The following is a 21,627-nucleotide window of genomic DNA, read 5'->3' on the forward strand; positions in this document are numbered from 1 at the left end:
CTTGTCTAGATAAACAACCTTGTTTATCCTTATTCTTATTTTTTAAAATAGAAAAATGTTTTCGTACCATTTTGATCAGAAATGACTTCCAATTTTCCACGTAACTTTTCTTTAACATAACTCGTTACGATTTGTAATCCTAAGTTATTTTGTTCGGTGTTTTCTGTTTTATACCCAATGCCGTCATCTTCAATCGAAATATAAACATACTCGTCTTTTTCATAAACGGTCACTTTGATACTTCCGTGATTTCGATTGATAAAAGCATGATCATAACAGTTTTGAATTAGTTCATTGACTACTAACGCAATGGTTACAACAATATCGCTTCCCAAAATAAGTTGATCATCGATTTCTGCTTCCATTGTGATGTGATAGAGTTCTTCGTAACAGTGATGCATATTTTCTATGACTGAGTCTAAAACAGACTTCAACGAAATATTGTCTTCCAACTGTTTTGACAGTAATTCATGGGTTCTCGCAATCGCCATGATTCGATAAACACTTTCAGTCAAAACTTTTTTAGCCTCATCTGTTGAACAACGTCTTGCTTGAATTCTTAAGATAGAAACCACACTTTGAAGATTGTTTTTTACCCGATGATGGATTTCCTTGATCACAACGGCTTTGTCACTGATTTCTGCTTCTTTTTTTCTAACTTCAGTGACATCATGAATAATCACGATCACCGTACCTTCGGCTTCATCAAAGATATATTTCATCTCAAAGTATAAATTCCCAAACTTGATTTCTTTTTCCATCGAGCCTGGTGCATCATTGCGCGAACGTAAGTAGTTTAACTGTTCAAAGGTTGACATATCCAACGAAAGATTATCATAATGCATCCCGAGAATGTCATCTAAGTAACCAAAACCGTGATAGTAGGATTCTGCCGCTCGATTCATCTGAACTAAGTAGCCTTTTCGATTAAATATCAAGATTCCTTCATCAATATTATCTGTCACAAATTCTTTAGATGTGATCGATATAGGACTATTCTTATAATTCTCAGCTTCGCTTTGCGCAACTAAAAAATGTTTCATTTTTTCATCGACTGAATCTTCAACGATGACGACACCAATATTTTTTCGCTGATTACGAATCGGATAAACTCGTTGCCGAACCATGACATTTTCTTGTGAGCGAGCAAGTAAGCCAACTGTATTCAAAGAGGTTTCAAATGTTCGATAAACGGCTGCTTCATTTTTTCGTTTTGCCTTTTGTCCCACAATATCTTTAGAGTAAAGTGAATTTTTGGAAAGTGGCGGACGCTGGAATACAACGATCGCATCTCCTGTTAGTTCATTCATTACATCAATAAAAACATCGTTATCAGGATATAGATGCCTTGATAGAATTTTTTCAGCTTGAGAGATCAGTTCCTCGATATCTTCTATAGACAGGTCCGTATATTTAGCGCATAATTGTTTGATCTTTATCGTAAAATCAGTCATCTGCAGCCACAAACATTTCGGCAATTTCTGCAATCGGACACCGTTTATTCATACTTAAATCTCTTAGTAACTGATAGGCTTGATCTTCTGACATATTTTGTTCGATCATAATAATTCCTTTAGCTTTTTCAATCAATTTTCGATCAGATAACTTTTTCGTCAGTTTCTCAAGTGAGACTTCATATTCTCTCGTCTTGGTTCCTGTAGCAATCGCCACTTCAACCATAGGCGTTAGTGATTTTTCCATGATCGGCTTAATCAAGTAACCACTGATCCCATATTTTTTAGCCTTCTCAATATTCTCTTTATCACTATAGGCCGTTAACAGAATCACGGCTTTCGCATATTTTTCAGCTAAAATTTTTTTACTTGCTTTCAAACCGTCTAAAAGTGGCATACTGATATCCATAATAACTAGATCGGGTTGATGTTGTTTACAGACTTCAATTGCTTCAATACCGTCTGCTGCTTCTGCTACTACGTTGTAGTTTTCCGCTTCCAACATTCCCCGGATATCCATTCTTGTAATAGGTTCATCGTCTACAATGACAATTCTTCCGTTCATAATGGCTCATCCTTTTCTTTATGTTTTTGTGATGTGGGTCTCATTAAACCCTAAAATAGTGCCTAATCCAACAAGGACTTCCGATAATGCTGATTCTACCGATGAAACATCTCCAGTAATGACCACTGACCCACTGAAACGATCGATAAAACCAATTTTTATATCTCCAGCTTTTGTGGCAATATCAACTGCAATGATTGCCGCTTCACTAGGCGTGATCGTTAAGATCCCGATTGCGTTGGTTTCTACATCGATCAATCCTAGTTTTTCATAAATTTCCGGATTAGGATTCGCAATAATATGTGCCAATGTTATTTGTTTGCCTGGTACATATTCTTGGATCATCCGCTGTTTTTCAGTCAATTGGCTCACCTCTTTTTCTTTGTTAATTTACAGTATCACGATTGAGTTAGTGTCATAACATACCGTTGACTAAACAAACTTTATTTAATATTGTCCAAAATTTGCTCGATTTCTGCTTTTGTAGGCACTCTAGGATTCGTTTTTGTACATCCATCAAGTAAAGCACCTTCAGTAATTTCTTCTTTAAATTGCTCAAACGTCTCCGGACTCACTCCTACTTGTTTCAAACAACTTGGCATTGCTAGTTGTTTTTTTAACTGTTCGATTGCTCGAATCAAGTGTTTCACACCTATTTTTGGGGTTGATTTCTCATAGCCAAGTAACTTCGCTAAGTAAGCATATTTTTTGGCCGTTCGTTCATCATAAGAGTGATTATAATGCCCACATCCTGCATTATATTGGATCACTTCACTCAATAATAATGTGTTCAATCGTCCATGAGGTACATGTAATTTTGCCCCTGCAGCATGAGCAATACCATGATTGAGACCAAGAGAGGTTAAATTAAACGCCATACCTGCCATACAAGAAGCATAGTGCATTTGCTCACGGGCTTTTACATCTTCACCATTTTTGTAGCATTTCACTAAGTTTTCAAATACCAGTACGACAACTTTCTCGCACAATGCATCAGAAAATACATTTGCTTTAGTAGAAACATAGGCTTCAAGTGCATGGGTCAAAACATCCATCCCAGTATCAGCTGTAATATTTCGCGGTGCACTTATCACTAATTCTGATGCTAAGTATGCTTCGTCAGGTTGGATCTCAGCTGTTACTAAGGGATATTTAACCCCTTTATCTTGATTTGTGATAACGGAAAAATTGGTCACCTCAGATCCTGTACCGCTTGTTGTCGGAATAACAATAAAGGTTAAGTCTGTGATTTCTCCCAGTTTCTGTGCAAAAAATTTCATCGCTTTTGCAGCATCGATCGGTGAACCACCGCCGACTGCTAAAAGAATTGTTGGAGCAAAAGCTTTCATCGATTCGATACCACTAATAACGTTTTCAATTGGTGGATCTGGAATAACATTACTGAAAATTTTAAGTTCATTTTTTTGGATAAGATGCGTTGTGATTTGCTCGATTTTATTGGATTGAACCATAAATGGATCTGTTACGATAAAAATCCGCTGATTCTCATATGTGTTTAAGCCTTCAAGAACTTGTTCTCCAATATGGAGCTTAGTTGGAAAAGTGATTGTTTCCATGTGATTCTCCTTTCGTTTCTTCAAAAAAAACCGCAAAAAAGACGTCTATCATCTTCTTCGCAGCTTCTTTGCTTGCTAAAAAAACACCACTTTGTGCTTTTAATTTATTCAAATTATCTTACTTTTTGGATTTTTGAACACAAAAAATAGGCTTCAACCGTTGCATTGTACTTCATCGTACAGATACCACATTTTTGCGTATACGATCCAGAAATATTTCATTCTGAAACAGTATGTTCAATGTGCCCTATTGCTTTGCCTCGAAACAATAGTACGGGGTACTAAAATAGAAAGACCTGACTTATAGCATTGCTGCTCGTTACAGTGGCGGGACCGTATTGGAATCTAACCAAATTTCCATCTAAATCAATACATATTCAATTTCTACATTTGTATTATATCACAATCAAAAAAAGAAACAAGTTTTTTTCTGATAAAATCTCTTTTGATTTTTTCTCCCAATGCTTCAAGATTTTCGTTATAATAGAAGAACTATGCCAAACAAAAAAGAGGTGATTTTATGAAAACTGAACGACTACTTGCTATCATTATGATTTTACTAGATAAAAAACAAATCAGTGCTTCTCAATTAGCTGAAACCTTGGAAGTATCCGTTCGAACCATTTATCGAGATATTACATCTCTGAGCGAGGCTGGTATACCAGTAACCACAACTCCTGGCGTAAATGGCGGTATCCAAATCATGGACAATTATAAAATCGATAAACAGTTTTTTACATCAGCCGATATCACTTCTCTCTTGATTGCTTTAGAAAGTTTATCGACGAATGTCTCACCCATTCAAATAAGCCAAACATTTGAAAAAATAAAAACACTTGTCCCAGCAGGTTTTATGGAAGAAATTGAGTTCAAAACGAATCAAATTGCGATTGATCTCACTCCATGGACTAGCAATCATACCTTACAGCCATTTTTAGAAGTGATCAAATCTGCTATGGATCAACAACGCTTATTACGTTTTCACTATGAGGATAATAAAGGACGGCAAACAACGCGAATCATCGAGCCTTATCGACTTGTTTTAAAAGAAATAAGTTGGTATTTACAGGCTTATTGCACAGAGAAATTAGATTTTCGTACGTTTAAAATTTCAAGAATGAATGATTTGGAACTATTACCGACAACTTTCATTCCTCGAGAATTTCAACCTCAGCCCTTAGGAAAAGAACCGTTTTACGGTAAAGACTTTACGACCATAACGCTTAAAGTAACGCATAAGATCAAAGAACAACTCATCGATAAATTCGGACAGCTGAACTTTTTTTCTACTGATTCGGATTTATTCATGGTTAAGTTTCCATTCATGGAAGATGAATTTGGCTACAACTTACTTTTAGGATTTGGAAATCAGTGTGAATGCCTTGACCCACCCCACGTTAGAGCTGAATTAAAAAATCGCATTGGCGAGTTACTCGAACTTTATCAATAATTAAGCTAAAAAAAGCTTCTCACGCTGTACCACTTGAGTACAGGTTGAGAAGCTTTCCGATATTTATTTCTTTTTCTTGCCGCCAAAAGCGTCTTTCATTTTATCAAAGAAGCCTTCTTCTTGCTGTTCACTTACGGTTTGTCCGCCAGCTTTAGCAAATGTGCGTAATGCTTCTTTTTGTTCATCATTCAAGTTTTTAGGTGTAATGATTTTGACCTTCACATGCTGGTCACCATTAGAGCCACCTCGCAAGCGCGGTGCACCTTTACCTCTTAGACGGAAGTTTGTTTCTGTTTGAGTGCCTGCTGGAATTTTTAACTTCACATCCCCATGAACAGTCGGTACTTTGACTTCATCACCAAGTGCTGCTTGAACAAAACTTAGTGGTAAATCGTAATAAATTTCTGAACCATCACGATCAAAAATATTACTATCCTCTACACTGAATACAACGTACAAATCACCATATGGTCCGCCGTTCATTCCGGCTTCTCCTTGATTTGCCAAACGCATTTGTTGTCCATCTTCTACTCCAGCCGGAACATTGACTTTGACTTTATGCGCTTTTTTCTCATGTCCAGTTCCATGACATGTTGGACAAGGTTCTTTGATTTCTTTACCCGTTCCACGACATACATCACAAGTTTGACGGCTCATCACACGTCCAAGTGGCGTTTGACGTTCAACATTGATTGAACCTGACCCATGACACTTGTGACAAGTTTCTGGATGTGTACCTGGCTTAGCACCGTTCCCACCACATGTACTACAGTTATCTTCACGGTTGTATTTGATTTCTTTTTCTACACCAAAAATGGCTTCCTCAAACTTAAGGTTGACTGTATACTGCAAATCCGCCCCTTGTCTTGGCGCTGTTGGATCTACACTACGAGAACCACCGCCAAAGAATGAATCGAAAATATCCTCAAAGCCGCCAAAACCGCTACTTGAAAATCCACCGCCGCCAAATCCGCCGAAACCACCTGCTCCGCCGTAATTTGGATCAGTGCCTGCATGACCATATTGATCATAAGCCGCTTTTTTCTGAGGATCACTTAACACTTCATAGGCTTCAGAAACTTCTTTAAATTTATCTTCTGCATCTGCTTCTTTATTGATATCTGGGTGATATTGCTTGGAAAGCTTTCGGTAAGCTTTTTTTATTTCATCATCTGAAGCACCTTTGGCAAGGCCAAGCACTTCATAATAATCTCTTTTCGTAGCCATTAGTTCCCCTCCAACTATTATTCCATTTATTCTAAAATAGGATCGACGCCAACTTATTTGTATAAAAACATCGTTGTAATCATACCACAAATCACGCAAAAGCAAAATAGCTTCCCTTCATTTGCCAGTATTTATCTACAAATAAAGATAGGCAAAGACCAAAGCGATGACTTTGGTCTTTGCCAGCTTGTTAACGATTATTTATCGTCGCCTTCTACTTCTTCAAAGTCAGCATCTACAACATCATCTGCTCCACCTTGTGCAGCTTCAGGATTTTCTTGCGCTTGTTGTTGCGCTGCTTGTTCATAAAGTTTTACTGTTAAGTTTTGAACGATTTCGTTTAATGAATCACGTTTTTCTTTCATTTGTTCGATATCATTCGCTTCAACAGCTGCTTTTAACTCATCACGAGCATCTTCTGCTTTTTTCACTTCATCAGCGTCTACTTTGCCTTCTAATTCTTTCAATGTTTTATCAACAGTGAACAACAAAGCATCAACATCGTTACGTAGATCAACTTCTTCTTTGCGTGCTTTATCTGCTTCAGCATTTGATTCAGCATCTTTCACCATACGTTCGATTTCGTCATCTGACAAACCAGAAGAAGATTTGATTGTGATTGTTTGCTCTTTTTGTGTTCCTAAATCTTTCGCACGTACGTTTACGATACCATTTTTATCGATATCAAAACTTACTTCGATTTGAGGCACACCACGAGGAGCTGCTGGAATATCTGTTAATTGGAAACGACCTAATGTTTTGTTATCTGCTGACATTGGGCGTTCACCTTGTAATACATGGATATCTACGGCTGGTTGGTTATCAGCGGCAGTTGAGAATACTTGTGATTTACTTGTTGGGATCGTTGTATTACGATCGATCAATTTAGTAAATACGCCACCCATTGTTTCAATACCTAATGATAATGGTGTTACGTCTAATAATACAACGTCTTTAACATCACCTGTGATAACGCCACCTTGGATCGCAGCCCCCATTGCTACTACTTCATCCGGGTTCACTGATTTATTAGGCTCTTTGTTTGTTTCTTTACGAACAGCTTCTACTACAGCTGGGATACGTGTAGATCCACCAACTAAGATTACTTCGTCGATTTCAGAAGGGTTCAAGCCAGCATCTTTCAATGCTTGACGTACAGGTGTTTTTGTACGTTCTACTAAGTCACTTGTTAATTCATCAAATTTAGCACGAGTTAAGTTCATTTCTAAGTGCAATGGACCAGCGTCTCCTGCTGTGATAAACGGTAAGCTGATTTGAGTTGATGTAACACCTGATAAATCTTTTTTCGCTTTTTCAGCAGCATCTTTCAAACGTTGAACAGCCATTTTATCTTTAGATAAATCAACACCGTTTTCTTTTTTGAATTCTGCTACCATGTAGTCGATGATTTTATTATCAAAGTCATCTCCACCTAGTTCGTTATCACCGGCAGTTGATAATACGTCGAACACACCATCACCTAATTCAAGGATCGATACGTCAAATGTACCACCACCAAGGTCAAATACTAAGACTTTTTCGTCTTTATCTGTTTTATCTAAACCGTAAGCTAATGCCGCAGCTGTTGGTTCGTTAACAATACGTTCTACTTCTAAACCAGCGATTTTACCAGCGTCTTTTGTTGCTTGACGTTGCGCATCGTTGAAGTAAGCTGGAACTGTAATAACAGCTTTATCCACTTTTTCACCTAAATATTCTTCTGCAAAGCCTTTTAAGTATTGTAAAATCATCGCAGAAATTTCTTGAGGTGTATAAGATTTGCCATCAGCTTCAACTTTGTAGCCAGCTTCGCCCATATGACGTTTGATTGATGCAATTGTATGTGGGTTTGTCACTGCTTGACGTTTAGCCACTTCACCAACTTGGATTTCGCCATTTTTAAATGATACTACTGAAGGTGTTGTACGGTTACCTTCTGGGTTTGCAATGATTTTTGCTTCTCCGCCTTCTAATACTGCAACTGCTGAGTTTGTAGTTCCTAAGTCAATACCAATAATTTTACTCATAATTAATGATCTCCTATCTTCTATTTTAATTTTTTCAATTTATATTATGCAAACATTCCTTGTTATTGTGCAACAACAACCATGCTTGCTCGTAAAACGCGGTCATGTAATTTATATCCTTTTTGTAGGACTTCAACGATTGTATCTGCAGGTGTTTCATCACTTGCTGGAATCGTTTGGACTGCTTGATGTAAATTAGGATCGAATACTTCTCCCATTGTTGGAATTTCTTCAATACCTTCTTCTTTCAGTGCAGCTTGTACACTTTCAAGAACCATCGAAATACCTTTTTTCAAGCTTGCGCCTTGCTCATCATCGACTTCGATTGCCATCGCACGTTCTAAATTATCAAGCGAAGGCAATAATTTTTTACCTAAGTCTTGCGATCGGTAACGAACAAGCAATTCACGTTCATTTTTAAAACGGTTGCTCATATTGGCAATTTCAGCTCGAGCTCTTAGGAATTTATCTTCCATTTCTGATAGTTCAGCTTGAGCATTTTCTAATTCTGTCATTTCAGCTTCTACTTCTGAAACTCCTGAATCATCGATAGCTTCCATGCGTTCTTCCTGTAATTCTTCATTTGTTTCTTCTTTATTACTCACTCTGGCAACTTCCCTTCTCATTTCCGTAGAATTAATAGAATTCTATATTTAAACTTTTAGCTTATTCATCAAGAAAACGATAATAAGCACCAAGCTTTGTAGCTAGTTCATGGCGAAAAACATCCACTAAACCAAACATTTTTGAATACGGCATACTAGTCGGACCTAATAAAGCAATCGTTCCTTTACCGTGACCGGATACTTCATACGTTGCAGTGATCATACTCATATTATCCAGCAAATCGTTGCCTATTTCCGAGCCGATCCGAATCGCTATTTGAGTATCTGTCTTTTCATCTGTCGTCAACAAATGTGTAAGTGCATCTGTATTTTGCATAAAAGAATAGACAGATTTTAATTGATCGATATCTTGTTTCATCCCGAAATCTAAAACATTCATGCGCCCGCTGACAAATACTTTTTCTTCAAAAGCATGACCTAACATTGCATCGAATAAATTCATCATCCCTTCAGGCGTTTGAAAATAACGATGTAAAATCATCGGAATTTCCGTCCTTAATCGATGATAAACAGTCAATAGCGGTTGTCCTACAAGTTTATCATTGATGATTTGGGTCATCTTCTCTAGATCTTGGCTAGATACAGATGACGGAATCGCAAAGACCTGACTTTCCACATTGCCTTTATCTGTAACGATCACAGCAATAATCTGGCGATCATTTAAAGGAACGATACGAAAACCTGTCAATTTCCGTTCTTTCACTTCTGGTCCTAACGAAAATGCTGTATAGCTAGTCAAATCTGAAAGGATCTCAGCCGATTGTTCAATGATATCATTGATTTCATGAAATTCTTTGCCAAAAGAACGACGAATCGTTTCTAACTCATCACGTTCAACTTCAGCCGGCCTTAGTAAATGATCCACGTAATAACGATAACCATACATTGAAGGAATTCTACCAGACGAAGAATGTGTCTTTAATAATAATCCATGTTCTTCTAAAGCTTTCATATCATTACGAATCGTTGCAGAACTTGATTTAATTCCTTCTTCCATCAATTTCTTTGATCCTACAGGAGTTCCTGTATTTGTGTATCCCTGGATGATAAGTCGCAAAATATTCTTTTGTCTTTCCGTTATCATAGTTACCACCCTTCATTAGCACTCATGGCATCTAAGTGCTAATACAATTATTAATATATCAACATCTTGTATAATTGTCAAGAGAAAAACACACTTTTTTAGCACTCTTTATCATCGAGTGCTAAACGATGATAAAAAAAAAGCACTAGAGGGTTTTTATTCAAAAACAGCTCTGTACTTTTTCTTTTTTATTCTTTGTCGATTAGAAACTCTTCGAAAACATCATTTCCAACAAATAAGCCTTTTTCGGAAAGTTGAATAGACGTATCATTTTCCAATAATAACCCCTTTTCAATCAATTTAGGGATCTTTTCTTTATAAACTTGCTCTAACGTAACACCAAATTTTTCTTTAAATTGCGCTTTAGAGACACCATCTTTTTTGCGCAATCCTAAGAAAAGTTGCTCTTCCATCTGATTATTCAATGTTAGTATCTCTTTTTCAACAGTTGGTAACTGATCATCACGTAAAGGTTTTAGGTAATGCTGAATTGGTCCGTGATTTCGATAGCGAGTATGTCCTAAATAGCCACTTGCTCCAGCGCCAAACCCATAATAGTGTTCATTATCCCAGTAAATCAAATTATGCTGACTTTCTTTACCTTTTAATGCGAAGTTACTCACTTCATACTGGTGTCTGCCGCCTTTTTCCATCGCGATGATCGTTTCTTCAAACATTTGGGCTTCAACTTCTTGATCTGGTAACTGTAAGCGCCCTTGACGAACCCAATTCATAAACATTGTTTTATTTTCTAAAATTAGTGAATACAATGAATAGTGAGGTAAATCAAGTTCGATCGCACGTTTCAACGTATCCCGGAATCCTTCTAGTGTTTGTCCAGGCAAAGCATAGATCAAATCGATACTTACATTTGAAAAATTTTCTTTTTCCAAAAATTTCATCGTTTCGTACACATCTTCAGCTGTATGTTTTCTTCCAATTTTCTTCAACAATTGATTATCAAAAGTTTGTACGCCCATCGACAAGCGGTTCACACCATATTCTTTCATTACATGTAATTTTTCCTGTGTTAAATCTCCAGGGTTAGCTTCCACTGTAAATTCATTTTTAGGATCAAAAGGGAGTAAATTTCGTACACCTTCTAATAAAACTGCTAATTGATTCGCCGATAACGATGTAGGTGTTCCCCCTCCAATGTAAATTGTTTTGGTATCATTGCTTGGATAGTGCTCTTTCGTTAATCGGATCTCTTTTAAAAGACTTTGAATATATTCATCTACAGGTTGTCCTTCTAAAAAAACTTTATTGAAGTCACAGTAGTAACAGATATGTTCGCAAAACGGAATATGTATATATGCTGAGGTGCTATTAGAATTGTTTTTCAATTTATTTCTTCCTCCACTTTAGAGTGTCTTGCTATTTTACATCATATAGAAGACGTCTCTTATCTTACCACACTCAATGATAAAATGTTTTAATTTGCTTCATAATTTCCCGCTTTTTCATTCTTCCGCTCCCCTTTTAAAAGTAATGACACTATACAATAAAGACAGACACTTTGATATCTCCCGCGAAATCAAAGTGTCTGATATTTGATAGAATAGCCCAGTTAAAACTCTGTATTTTCTGACTAGAGTAATTCTTGATATTTTCTTATATATATTTTCTTGATCACTGTTACTAAGAGTAAATACGCAATGATTGTTGGAATCAAGTAAAAAAAGTAATTTCCTGGAAGTGGTGCAAAACCAATGCTTGCTCCTAAATTCGTAAACGGCAAAATTGTTCCAATTAAAATTCCAACTGAAGTGACGAGCGTCAAGATGCCTGAAGCTCTACTTTGAAGGAAAGGTATTTTTGGCGTTCTCAATATATGAAGTACCAACATTTGTGACCATAGAGACTCAATAAACCAACCTGCATGGAAAATAGCGATAAATAAGAGTTTCTGATCGGCTGCTAATGAGAAAAATCCACCGCCTAAGATAGTTGGACAAATAATAAAATACATAAATAGATAAGTAACGATATCAAAAACAGAACTTGTCGGTCCAAACCATTTCATGAATGAACCAATTGATTTGGCTTCCCACTTCTTAGGCTTTTCGACATACTCTTTATCCACGTTATCCCACGGAACGGACATGCAAGATGTATCGTAAATCAAATTCAAAAATAGTGATTGAATCGGCGCAACTGGTAAAAATGGTAAAAAAATACTCGCAGGAATAACAGAAAATACATTCCCAAAATTTGAACTTGCTGTCATTTTGATATACTTCATTGTATTACTAAAGACTTTGCGTCCAGAAATAATTCCCTGTTCTAAAACCATTAAGTCTTTTTGCAGCAAAATCACATCAGCCGATTCTTTTGCAATATCAACTGCCGTATCTACAGAAATTCCAACATCAGAGACTTTCATAGCTCCTGCGTCATTGATTCCGTCCCCCATGAAGCCAACTGTTTGTTCATTTTTCTTCAACGCTTTAACAATTTTTGTTTTTTGATCAGGTGTTACTTTTGTAAAAATAGTATATTTATTGACCATCTGTTCTAGTTCTGATTCAGATAATTTAGAAATTGCTGAACCATCGATCATTTTTTCAGTCCCCAGACCAACTTCTTTACAAACTGAACGTGTTACTAATTCATTATCACCTGTTAGAATTTTTACAGAAACTCCGTTACTTTTTAATGCTTGAATAGCAGCAGCCGCCGTTTCTTTGGGAGGATCTAGAAAAGCGAGATACCCTTGTAAAATCAGTTCCTGTTCATCTGCAACAGAATAGTCATCTAATTGATTGTTGACTTTTTTATCTGCGATCGCTAAGACTCTTAGACCATCTTCATTTAATTCCTTCACTGTTTTTAATACTTGTTTTTTTATTTTTGGTGTGATCGGAACAACGTCTCCAGCCTGATTGATATGAGAGCATGCTTGCAGCATTTCTTCAACTGCTCCTTTAGTAATCAAAAAGCTTTGATTCGATCTTCTATTTTTAATAACAACACTCATTCTTCTGCGATTAAAGTCGAAAGGAATTTCATCAATCTTAAAATAATCTTCTTCATCGATAGATAACTCTTTCGATGACGCTTCAATAATTGCCTTATCGATTAAATTACGCAGACCAGTTTGGAAATAACTATTTAAAAAAGCAGAACGCAATACTTCCCGATCTTCTTGGCATGAGGTATTGTAATGATATTCTAAAATGACCTTGTCTTGTGTCAGGGTGCCAGTTTTATCCGTACATAAAATATCCATGGCACCAAAATTTTGAATCGCGTTGACGTTTTTCATGATCGTTCCTTCTTTTGCCATATCCCTAGAACCTTTGACCAAATTAGTCGTAACGATCATTGGCAGCATTTCTGGTGTAAGCCCTACAGCCGTTGCAATAGCAAACATTAAGGCTTCACCCCAATCGCCTTTTGTGATTCCATTGATCAAAAATACTGCTGGCGTAATCACCATCATAAAACGAATCAATAACCATGTCGTTTTGTTTACACCTAATTCAAAGCTTGTTTTTTTCTCATCATCTGCAACATCTTGTGCAATTTTTCCAAACAGTGTATTATCCCCAACCCGAACAGCTACACCAACACCACTGCCGCTAACGACATTGCTGCCTAAAAACAATAAATTATCAAAATCTGTTTGGTTATTATTATTTGTAGAAGTAACATTTTTGACTTTTTTTTCAACTGGAAAACTTTCTCCTGTCATCGCTGATTGTGAAACGAATAAGTCCTTCGCATGAATCAACCGCAAATCTGCTGGAATCATGTCTCCTGCTGCAAGATTAACTAAGTCACCACAAACAACTTCGTCCACAGGTATTTCCATTTCTTTATTTTCTCTGGTAACAGTCGCTGTGATCTGAATCATATTTTGTAATTTACTGACTGCATTACTTGATTTCACTGATTGAACTAAAGTCATAGTGCCGCTTAACAAAACCATGACCACCATAATCAAAACCCCAGTAATGTCTTTCTCACTTGGTTCAGCATACACATATTCAGTGAAAAACGAGATAGTTGCTAGTATCATCAATACAACAGTAAATGGTGTGACATAGGATTTTATCACAGTATAAATAAAGGACTTTTTTTTATTATCTGTAATTTTATTTATACCGAATTTTTCTTTCGAGTGTTGAACTTCTCGTGCTTTCAAGCCATCCCAAGAAGAGGAAAAGCTTTCTAAAACTTTATCGATAGATAAATTCGCTATCTTTTGATAAGCTTTTTCATGGATCATGTTCTTCATTTCTTTTTGCATCTAGATTATCCTCTTTTCTTTTAGTTGATCTCTGGCTTATCGAACTATCTTCTGGCACCGTCACCACATCCTTTCCACACAAAAAAGCGCACTGAAAACTCAGCCCGCTTTGCCGTGAGTCTCCATAATCGTTGAGTTTTGGCACTATACAACGTAAAAAGCCCAAGCTTTTAGCTACCTTAAGAAAAGCCTTAATTCGACAGTTCCTGTTCTACCCATTGGCGTCTCTCGACATTTTTGGGCAGTAGCCTGTGTTTGTATAGGAGCCTCGCCTAACAAGAAGAATTACACTGTTATTCTAATGAATTATGCCTTACATTTATAGACAAAAAAAACGATACCTGTATAACTTTTTTTGAATGTAGTTTTTTCGCCATCTTCCTTTTTAAATCATTTATAAAAAAGAATACTTCTATGACAAAAAAGAAATAGTTTATTCAGTTCATTTTATTTACTATATTTGTATAAACGAATCTCCCAAGTTCGTTTATGTAACATCCATACTCCTTTTTACAAAGTAAGCTCTGATGGATCCCACTTCGGCTTTCCCCCGTAGTGGGATTTATATTTCCAAAGTTCATTGTTCAAATTTCATAAAAAGTAATAGCACTATAAATAAAACAGAATGGCTCTATTGGCCAAAAAAAATTATACTAAACTAAGAAACAACCTATTCACTAATAGTTCACTATTCCCTATCAGTAAGCTAATACTGATAAAAGTCCTTTTAATTGGTCGGCTATTACCAATTAAAAGGGCTCTTTTCCTTTATAGAAAACAGTCATTATTTCAAAATAAAAAAATACTATTAATTTTTTGTATATTTTAAAAAAAAAATGACTATTTCATCTCAAATTATTTTATCTTGAAGAGAACCAGCATTTATTTTCAACAGAGTAAAGGAGATGAGCAAATGAAATTAAAACAATTAGACTATTTTTTAGCATTATGCAAAAACAAAAGCTTTACAAAAACATCAGAGGAATTAGGTATTTCTCAGCCTTATTTAAGCACACATATTCGAGAATTAGAGCAGGAGCTAAACGCCCAACTGATAACGAGAGATTACGGCAATAACACCTTAACGCCTGAGGGTCTTGTTTTAAAAAAAAGAGGGGAGAAAATTTTTCAAGAATTTGAAATGGCTGTCACAGAAATCAATTTACTTGTCCATACTGGAGAAACGGCAACCATCAAAATCGGAACAAATTTAGCTGACACTGACTATTTGATTGCAAAAATGCTAACAGACTTTCACCAAAAATATCCATTAGCCTCTATTGATTATGGCTATTACGACAATCTTGAAATAGCTCTGGAAAATAAAGAAATCGATATAGCAGTCGGTATTCTATCAGAAGAGAATTCTAAAATAGCAAGTAGTTTGATTTTTTCAGAATCTTACGTTGTTTTCATTAGCAAAAAAAATCAACTATCTTATCTAAACGAATTGTCAGTAGAGCATTTACTGCAAACCCCTTTAATAAATTATTCAAAACAAATCTATGAAAAGAACATAATTAAAACTTGGATAGAAATAAACCATCCTGAACTTAAAGATAATCAATGTTACGAACTACCTTCAACAATCTCGATATTGAATTTAGTCGATCAAGACTTTGGCGTGGCATTTCTTCCTTACTCATTGGCAGATTCCATTCCGAATTATTTAAGTATTACATCAGTCGAGATCATTGATGGACCTTTCAGAAATATTTCTATTGGTTATCATTCAGACCTACCTCTCTCAAAAGCACATAAAGATCTAATCGAACAACTTCAATTTATTTTTTAACAACAAATTGAAAGGAGAAAAAAACATGGAATTAACTCATTTAAACTACTTCTTAACACTCTGCGAACAAAAACAATTCACTAGAGCCAGCAATCATCTCGGCATTTCACAAGCCGCATTAAGTAAGCAAATAAAAAATCTTGAAGATGAAATCGGGGCAGCACTATTTTTTAGAGCTAAAGAAGAATGTCAACTCACCCCCGCTGGAAAAATACTAGAAAGTCATTGTTGGCGTATCAAACAAGAAATGTTCTATATTTGCGATGAGATCAATGACCTCTCCTTTTCAAAAGAATCTGCATTAACTACGATTAATGTTTCTCTTTTTTTAAACGATCTAGAATTCAAATTAAATGAGACTCTTTCAGCATTGTTTCAAGAATATAAATATTTGAGAATCAATACAATTATTTCAGATAATATCTTTCACTCACTCGAAACATTAGAATCGGATATTGGAATTGGCCCTTCCATAAACAATGTACCTGACACGATAAATAAAATAGATATTTATTCAAACGAATACAAAATCATCATGCGAAAAGGCCACCCAGTTTTCGACCATGCAACAATTAGTCTAGACTTATTTGATAATTATCCTTTTGTATTCTTTAATCAAACATTTCTTGAAACGAAAACAATTTATGATTGGATGAAAAACAGTCTCCCATCAAGATCTCAAGAAATGGATATTCACGTTGATACCACTGAATTGATTCTTTACATGGTAAAAAACACCGATACTTTTTCTATCGTCCCACAATATTTACAACGTCATTTGGATGATCTAGACATCATTTCTATAAATGATGAAAGCCTCCCACTCAGAGTGATGTCGATCTATTATCTTAAAAATAAATATATTGGAAATCAACTAAAACAAGTATTATCATCTTTTATTGATACTTCTTTTTAATGAATTTCATACACTGATTCTTAAAAAAAAAATGTGAGTGGGGACATAACTCTTTGAGTTATATCCCCACTCACATCCTTACAAACCAACTCAGTCACTACTTTTAAAAATCATTTTGTAGATTCTACATTATCCCCTGTTAAACAGTTTTTTTTACTTTTTCTTTTTTTACTACGGACTCTGTAGTTTCGTTGCCAACTTCTTTCGATTCCGAAGTTTTTTCGTGCTTATCTTTCTTGCTTGATTCTAGAGAACTGCTACTTTTTTCAATTCTGGAGGACGACGATCCTTCAGTTTTATCATTGTTCTTTTCCGCATTTTTACCGCATCCTACTAGAGCAACTGAGCAAAATAAGATTGTTGTTCCTAAAATAATTTTTTTCATGGATTTTATCCTCCTAAAAAATAGTAAGCAATTATTTTTGCTTATCGTCCATTATGACAGAATAAAAAACATGAACCATCCTAAAATTTTTATGAATCTATTCCTTTACAAAAAGGCTTAAATACTCCTTAGTCATAGTCCGTTGTTAAATTATTTATCCCTAATGCCTCCATCTTTTTAAATTCATTTTGAGGCACTCCCCATAAATTAACAGACAATCCTTTACTTTGAGCTTTAGCAATTAAGTCTGGCCTATTCACTACACTATCATATTTGATATCTAGACCAGCTTTCCCACCTAAACTACTCGTTTGAGTAATCATTTGTTCATCTAAAGTTTTAGCTAACAATTGAACCTGAGTGTCTGGAAGACGTTTTTTCATTTCCACTAAATTTGGATAATCAAATGAAATGATCACCGCTGTATTAGACATACCATAGGAAGTAATTAAATTTGCAAGATGATCATAATCGCTCGGTTCAAGATTCTTTGCCTTAACTTCAATAAAAGGAATACTCTGTTTATTATTCATGATCGTTAGAAACTCTTCTAGTGTCGGAACAATTAATTGTTCTTGGGAATAATTTTCTTTATTTGATCCTTGATCGATGCGCAAGGCTTTTATCTGAGCTAATGTCAAATCACTGATTTTCCCTTTACCATTTGTCATTCGGTCAACTGTTCTATCATGCATGATCACCCACTGTTTATCCTTTGTCAGCCAAATATCCGTTTCAATTCCCCAACTATCAGATTGTTGGAAGGACGGGATAGAGTTTTCGGGCGCTACTTTATGATTTCCACGATGAGCTACATAACGTATATCATCCATCATTTCACTAATTTCAATATTCTCAGCGGAAATATAGCCCTCAGTCGTTCGATAAACTTTTTTTTCAGAATTAAAGACGATCCCTTTCACATAAGCCATACTGTTTGCTGGTAATTGTTTAGCTGTTTTAGACAAGGTTCTATTTTGAAACAACGTTGTTTCTTGCATGATTCGGATACGGACTGGCCGTCTCAACTCAATCTCTGCAGTGCCAGCCTCACACTCAGCTTTTAATCCATTCATTGTAATTAGTTGGGCACTCGCATGGTACAGACCATTATTAAAAGCGAAATCTTCGTAATCAACATGAACTTTATAGGTATTATCAGGTTGAAGGGTCCCCTCATATACTTTTTTATCACTTTTATCCTCTTTTGACCACACTGGAACTAGTACTTTTTCAATATCAGCAGTGCTTTTAGTCTGAATATTTACATCAAACTGCCCTTTACCAACGTTAGCATTGTCCACTGCAGCTTCTATGCTAGGCTGTTCAACTACAAACTCACCAAAGTCCACTAATTCAGTTTTTCCATTTTCTTTCGTAATCAACAGTTTAATCTGATAACGTCCCGCTTCTTGATGGTTCTTAACCAGAATATCTGTTTCCCATGTACTACTTTCTGGATGATATTTCGCTGGATAGATTTGTAAATCGTTTGGTCCATTTTCTTCACCAAACGTTGGAAATTCAACTTTTTCAATATGTTTCACACTTGACAGATTTACGCTTGCTTTGTAAACAGTTTGTTTATTGTCCATATCCCACAAACGAAAAACAGGTAGCGTTGCTGGTTGTTTGATTTGCTCATCTTGCGGCCATGGATCGATCAATGGCTCAGCAAATTCAGAATTCACTCGACTTCCTTCCAATAAAGGCTCAGTACCTTGGTGAAAGTCAACACCTGATATCTCTAAATCTATTGGGGAAACTTGATACCCATTATAGGACGGCGTAGCGTTATCCTGATAATCGAGGTTGTAATAATACCAAAATAAAAAAGCGATTCCGCCCAAAATCAAGAGTATAAATAACGTCGGAAGTCTAAACAGTTTTCTTTTCTTCTTTTCACGTTTCTTTTTTTCCATGTAATGCCCCTTATCGTTAATGACTTCTCCTTTAGTAGTGCAATTATAGTATATCAATTTACTTTGATCCGATGTAGAAAAATTTGTTTTTATATAAAATTTTATATTATTTTTCCTACTCCAAGTTTCCACTTCACTGAAACTAAAGTCTGAAAAAAAACAATTAAACTAAATAAGCAACAACCAAACTCATTGCTGCTTTATTCAGTTTATCGAATATGATGAAACTATATTAGTGATTGTTATTCAAAAAATAATCTGCAGTATCTTGTTCGTCTTGTTTTAGCTGTACAATCAAATTTTCCGCTCCATCAAATTTCACTTGGTCACGTAAATAATGGTTCCAACGCACAGTTACATATTCACCATAAATATCTTGATGGAAATCTAAAATATATACCTCCACAGTTAGTTCACGACCGTCACCAAAAGTATCATTGTGACCGATCGAGCCCATACCAATATGCCATTTGTTTCCAATTTTAATTTTCACAGCGTAAACACCGATTCTAGGCAAGCGCACTGTACTTTTTACTTTGATATTAGCAGTAGGAAATCCTAATAAACGTCCTCTAGCATCACCATGAACAACGGTGCCATCTGTTTCATAGACATACCCTAGTAATTCAGTAACCTCTTCCATCTTCCCTTGTTCCATCAATTCGCGAATGCGTGTTGAACTGATTTTCGCTCCATCCAACTCTTCTTTACCTACCGTCACAACTTCAAATCGATCTTTAGCATAGCCTGGTAGATGGGCGACATCTGCGATATCTTTCGGTCCGTAAGTATAATCAAATCCAGAAACGGCTGCAGCCGCATGTAGTCCAACGATATATTGATCTACAAATTCTTGTGGCGCTAAATGCGCAAATGCCGAAGTAAATTCGATTACATATAACAAATCTACCCCTAAATTTTCCATCAATTGTTCTTTTTGCTCTAAGCTTGTCAAATATTTCATATTCTCAGGCAAAACTTTTTGAAAAACGATGGACGGATGCTGATTAAATGTCATGACGGCTAATTTTAAGCCTTTCTTCTCCGCAATTTTTTTTCCTGTTTCAATGACTTTCTGGTGTCCACGGTGAACACCATCAAAAAATCCTAGTACCATAACAACCTCTTCTACTGGGATTTGTTCTGGATTATATGGATGTCGAATTGGAATGATCTGCATGTTAAAACTTCTTTCTATTAATTATTTCTTAGCACTTTGCTAGGTTTTAATACATTTGGCTTTGTCGGATGTGCCATATATAAGCTTACGACTTGATTTTGATAAAATAAGGCCACCAAATCCTGCGGCATTTCCTTTAGAGCCAAATCGGTTGGACTTAATCGAACACCATTTTTAACTTTGTTGTAAAGCTCCTCCGTTAAATCAATGCGTTTAAAGCGTTCGATAGCTATTTCAATCGGCAAAAGCGTTTCTGCTATTTTGTTTTGTTCCATTCTTTCTGCGACCTGCGCTAAGGTCAAACTCTGCTCAGCTGTTAGGCCACCGCTTGCCGTACGCGTCAAATCAGACATGTGCGCTGGCACTCCTAAGGCAAGTCCTGTATCAACAGACAACGTTCTCACATAAGTTCCTTTACCACAAACTACTTTAAAGCGCCAACTTTGTGTTCCGTTTTCTAGATTAAATTCAGGCTCACTGGTACGTTCAAAAGAATAAATCATCGCTTCTCTCACTGGTCGCTCAACGTCTTCTCCATTTCGAGCATACTCATAAAGACGTTTCCCGTTGACTTTGACTGCAGAAAACATCGGTGGGATTTGTGTTATAACGCCTGTCATCGTCTGCATAGCAGCATCGATTTCTTCGTTTGAAAAAGGTTTAGACAGCACAACTTTCTCCACTATTTCTCCACTAACATCTTCTGTTGTCGTAGAAAAACCAAGCGTAATTTCTCCTTCATACGTCTTACCTGAATCAACCATATATTCAATTACTTTCGTCCCTTTTCCGATACAAATAGGTAAAACCCCAGACACATCAGGATCTAAAGTACCGCCGTGACCAATTTTTTTTGTATGTAAAATTTTCCTTAGTTTGAAAACACAGTCATGACTAGTCATACCAGCTTCTTTCCATAAAGGTAAAATACCGTCCATCTAATAGTTCCTCCAAAAATTATAGTATCAACTGATATATTATAGCATAGAAGAGAAGAGAAATTCATTTTTAAAAAACGGGTCTTGAGTGATAGAGATAGTTCACATATAAATTATTTTTGGAAGATGCTCACCTTGTTCAACATATCGGTCGATCTAATGAATGTGATTCTTAAAAAAAGCGTAAAACAAAAACGGTTCATCCGTTTTTGTTTTACGCTTATGG

17 protein-coding genes and 2 riboswitches are annotated in these 21,627 nt (G+C 36.0%); of the genes, 3 read left to right on the forward strand and 14 right to left on the reverse strand.

All coding sequences use genetic code 11. The features are described from left to right. Positions 1–35 precede the first annotated feature (35 nt). The 4 genes from A5821_RS04995 to A5821_RS05010 all read right to left on the reverse strand — a co-directional run bounded on the left by A5821_RS04995 (position 36) and on the right by A5821_RS05010 (position 3,596). Positions 36–1,454, reverse strand: a complete 1,419-nt coding sequence (locus A5821_RS04995; protein WP_086313492.1) for a sensor histidine kinase — start codon at positions 1,452–1,454, stop codon at positions 36–38. Next, positions 1,447–2,019, reverse strand: a complete 573-nt coding sequence (locus A5821_RS05000; protein ID WP_086313493.1) for an ANTAR domain-containing response regulator — start codon at positions 2,017–2,019, stop codon at positions 1,447–1,449. Before A5821_RS05000 ends, A5821_RS04995 begins: the two co-directional genes overlap by 8 nt. Before the next feature lie 18 nt (positions 2,020–2,037). Further along, positions 2,038–2,382 (reverse strand): ethanolamine utilization microcompartment protein EutS, encoded by a 345-nt coding sequence (gene eutS / locus A5821_RS05005; protein WP_086313494.1) that lies wholly within the window; start codon positions 2,380–2,382, stop codon positions 2,038–2,040. An 80-nt stretch (positions 2,383–2,462) separates the two neighbouring features. Beyond that, positions 2,463–3,596 carry a 1-propanol dehydrogenase PduQ gene (locus A5821_RS05010; protein ID WP_086313495.1) on the reverse strand — a complete coding sequence of 378 codons (1,134 nt, stop codon included), beginning with the start codon at positions 3,594–3,596 and terminating at the stop codon, positions 2,463–2,465. 240 nt (positions 3,597–3,836) lie between these two features. Beyond that, a riboswitch (adenosylcobalamin (AdoCbl) riboswitch) is annotated at positions 3,837–3,979 on the reverse strand. 137 nt (positions 3,980–4,116) lie between these two features. Between A5821_RS05010 and A5821_RS05015 the strand changes: the two genes are divergently transcribed. After that, positions 4,117–5,046 carry a helix-turn-helix transcriptional regulator gene (locus tag A5821_RS05015; RefSeq protein WP_086313496.1) on the forward strand — a complete coding sequence of 310 codons (930 nt, stop codon included), beginning with the start codon at positions 4,117–4,119 and terminating at the stop codon, positions 5,044–5,046. A gap of 63 nt (positions 5,047–5,109) precedes the next feature. Here A5821_RS05015 and dnaJ read toward each other — a convergent pair whose 3' ends face one another. The 6 genes from dnaJ to mgtA form a co-directional block, all read right to left on the reverse strand. Beyond that, a complete protein-coding gene (dnaJ, locus tag A5821_RS05020) occupies positions 5,110–6,273 on the reverse strand; it encodes a molecular chaperone DnaJ (RefSeq protein ID WP_086313497.1) in 1,164 nt (387 codons plus the stop codon). A gap of 197 nt (positions 6,274–6,470) precedes the next feature. Then, positions 6,471–8,300, reverse strand: a complete 1,830-nt coding sequence (gene dnaK, locus A5821_RS05025) for a molecular chaperone DnaK (protein WP_010771895.1) — start codon at positions 8,298–8,300, stop codon at positions 6,471–6,473. Positions 8,301–8,362: 62 nt separating this feature from the next. After that, entirely contained in the window at positions 8,363–8,860 is a 498-nt protein-coding gene (grpE, locus tag A5821_RS05030; protein ID WP_422392087.1) for a nucleotide exchange factor GrpE, read from the reverse strand. 106 nt (positions 8,861–8,966) lie between these two features. Next, complete coding sequence (hrcA, locus tag A5821_RS05035) at positions 8,967–10,010, reverse strand: heat-inducible transcriptional repressor HrcA (protein ID WP_086313499.1); 1,044 nt, start codon at positions 10,008–10,010, stop codon at positions 8,967–8,969. A gap of 188 nt (positions 10,011–10,198) precedes the next feature. Then, entirely contained in the window at positions 10,199–11,356 is a 1,158-nt protein-coding gene (gene hemW / locus A5821_RS05040; RefSeq protein ID WP_086313500.1) for a radical SAM family heme chaperone HemW, read from the reverse strand. A 245-nt stretch (positions 11,357–11,601) separates the two neighbouring features. After that, a complete protein-coding gene (gene mgtA / locus A5821_RS05045) occupies positions 11,602–14,265 on the reverse strand; it encodes a magnesium-translocating P-type ATPase (protein WP_086313501.1) in 2,664 nt (887 codons plus the stop codon). Positions 14,266–14,381: 116 nt separating this feature from the next. Next, a riboswitch (M-box (ykoK) riboswitch) is annotated at positions 14,382–14,552 on the reverse strand. A 626-nt stretch (positions 14,553–15,178) separates the two neighbouring features. Here mgtA and A5821_RS05050 point away from each other — a divergent pair. Both A5821_RS05050 and A5821_RS05055 read left to right on the forward strand, forming a co-directional pair. Continuing rightward, on the forward strand, positions 15,179–16,060 hold the full coding sequence (locus A5821_RS05050; RefSeq protein ID WP_086313502.1) for a LysR family transcriptional regulator: 882 nt from the start codon (positions 15,179–15,181) through the stop codon (positions 16,058–16,060). A gap of 25 nt (positions 16,061–16,085) precedes the next feature. Continuing rightward, complete coding sequence (locus A5821_RS05055) at positions 16,086–16,976, forward strand: LysR family transcriptional regulator (RefSeq protein ID WP_086313503.1); 891 nt, start codon at positions 16,086–16,088, stop codon at positions 16,974–16,976. 139 nt (positions 16,977–17,115) lie between these two features. Here A5821_RS05055 and A5821_RS05060 read toward each other — a convergent pair whose 3' ends face one another. From A5821_RS05060 to truB, 4 genes are all read right to left on the reverse strand, one after another. Next, entirely contained in the window at positions 17,116–17,361 is a 246-nt protein-coding gene (locus tag A5821_RS05060; RefSeq protein WP_086313504.1) for a hypothetical protein, read from the reverse strand. A 128-nt stretch (positions 17,362–17,489) separates the two neighbouring features. Then, a complete protein-coding gene (locus A5821_RS05065) occupies positions 17,490–19,283 on the reverse strand; it encodes a glycerophosphodiester phosphodiesterase family protein (protein WP_086313505.1) in 1,794 nt (597 codons plus the stop codon). Positions 19,284–19,515: 232 nt separating this feature from the next. Continuing rightward, complete coding sequence (ribF, locus tag A5821_RS05070) at positions 19,516–20,463, reverse strand: riboflavin biosynthesis protein RibF (protein ID WP_086313506.1); 948 nt, start codon at positions 20,461–20,463, stop codon at positions 19,516–19,518. Positions 20,464–20,480: 17 nt separating this feature from the next. After that, complete coding sequence (gene truB / locus A5821_RS05075) at positions 20,481–21,401, reverse strand: tRNA pseudouridine(55) synthase TruB (protein WP_086313507.1); 921 nt, start codon at positions 21,399–21,401, stop codon at positions 20,481–20,483. Between the last annotated feature and the right edge of the window lie 226 nt (positions 21,402–21,627).

This window comes from Enterococcus sp. 7F3_DIV0205, from assembly GCF_002141365.2.
GTDB classification, from domain to species: domain Bacteria; phylum Bacillota; class Bacilli; order Lactobacillales; family Enterococcaceae; genus Enterococcus_L; species Enterococcus_L palustris.

Bases quoted from the DNA above. Each gene is read 5' to 3' on its own strand.
- A5821_RS04995 (WP_086313492.1), bottom strand. From the start codon at position 1,454: ATGACTGATTTTACGATAAAGATCAAACAATTATGCGCTAAATATACG.
- A5821_RS05000 (WP_086313493.1), bottom strand. From the start codon at position 2,019: ATGAACGGAAGAATTGTCATTGTAGACGATGAACCTATTACAAGAATG.
- A5821_RS05010 (WP_086313495.1), bottom strand. From the start codon at position 3,596: ATGGAAACAATCACTTTTCCAACTAAGCTCCATATTGGAGAACAAGTT.
- A5821_RS05015 (WP_086313496.1), top strand. From the start codon at position 4,117: ATGAAAACTGAACGACTACTTGCTATCATTATGATTTTACTAGATAAA.
- dnaJ (WP_086313497.1), bottom strand. From the start codon at position 6,273: ATGGCTACGAAAAGAGATTATTATGAAGTGCTTGGCCTTGCCAAAGGT.
- dnaK (WP_010771895.1), bottom strand. From the start codon at position 8,300: ATGAGTAAAATTATTGGTATTGACTTAGGAACTACAAACTCAGCAGTT.
- grpE (WP_422392087.1), bottom strand. From the start codon at position 8,860: ATGGAAGCTATCGATGATTCAGGAGTTTCAGAAGTAGAAGCTGAAATG.
- hrcA (WP_086313499.1), bottom strand. From the start codon at position 10,010: ATGATAACGGAAAGACAAAAGAATATTTTGCGACTTATCATCCAGGGA.
- mgtA (WP_086313501.1), bottom strand. From the start codon at position 14,265: ATGCAAAAAGAAATGAAGAACATGATCCATGAAAAAGCTTATCAAAAG.
- A5821_RS05050 (WP_086313502.1), top strand. From the start codon at position 15,179: ATGAAATTAAAACAATTAGACTATTTTTTAGCATTATGCAAAAACAAA.
- A5821_RS05055 (WP_086313503.1), top strand. From the start codon at position 16,086: ATGGAATTAACTCATTTAAACTACTTCTTAACACTCTGCGAACAAAAA.
- A5821_RS05060 (WP_086313504.1), bottom strand. From the start codon at position 17,361: ATGAAAAAAATTATTTTAGGAACAACAATCTTATTTTGCTCAGTTGCT.
- A5821_RS05065 (WP_086313505.1), bottom strand. From the start codon at position 19,283: ATGGAAAAAAAGAAACGTGAAAAGAAGAAAAGAAAACTGTTTAGACTT.
- ribF (WP_086313506.1), bottom strand. From the start codon at position 20,463: ATGCAGATCATTCCAATTCGACATCCATATAATCCAGAACAAATCCCA.
- truB (WP_086313507.1), bottom strand. From the start codon at position 21,401: ATGGACGGTATTTTACCTTTATGGAAAGAAGCTGGTATGACTAGTCAT.